Source organism: Oleiphilus sp. HI0067, assembly GCF_001635735.1.
Genome location: NZ_LWFI01000507.1, coordinates 1 through 691, shown reverse-complemented (window position 1 = coordinate 691; position 691 = coordinate 1). Strand labels below are relative to the sequence as shown.

The following is a 691-nucleotide window of genomic DNA, read 5'->3' as shown; positions in this document are numbered from 1 at the left end:
AGTTTGATGGAAATTCTTTTGTTTTTATCGGCACATCATCCGTGTGCCCTTCTATTGAAATTCTACCCTGAACAGAGCCTAGTAGGTCAACGAGCTTGTCCAAAATAGGTAAAAAATCATCTTCCAGATGCGCTGAACCTGAAGAAAACGACCCTTTCTCTTCAACTCGTATAATAATTTTGCGCCCTTGAGTTTCTAATTCGATTAATTCTTCTGAAATTTCTTTCTCTAGAAAAGACGCAATTTCGAGAGCCTGATCTTCTGCTTCCTCAGCAGCCTTAGTGACAGTAGAAACCAATAATTGTTGCAGCTCTAGCATTTCCCTATCATTTTCATCCAATGCATCGGTACATTCATGTGCAGCCTCACGCGGTGTTGATTGATCGCACATCAACTCTAAACTTTGCTCGTTGGGATTAGTCGTTTGTTGCATGACTGTCCGAATGGGCGTTGGCTCTGGTTTTCCCGGCGCGAACTCTAGTGCTACCACACTGGTGCCAGTAGGGACTTGATTCACTTCGACTTGTTTCTGAACACCAAATGCTTCACGCATGGAGCCAGCAAGACGCTTAAACTTCAAAACATCCATTTCAGCAAACGATAGAAGCAATACAAAGAAACACATGAGCAGAGACATTAAGTCTGCAAAGGTTCCCATCCAAGCAGGAAGCCCCGGTTTGCATTCTTCGCA

1 protein-coding gene is annotated in these 691 nt (G+C 43.6%); it reads right to left on the bottom strand.

Annotation, left to right across the window (positions count from 1 at the left end; translation table 11 throughout):
- Positions 1-691: MotB family protein (locus tag A3739_RS06020; protein ID WP_068500685.1), on the bottom strand; the 691-nt coding region annotated here is incomplete at both ends.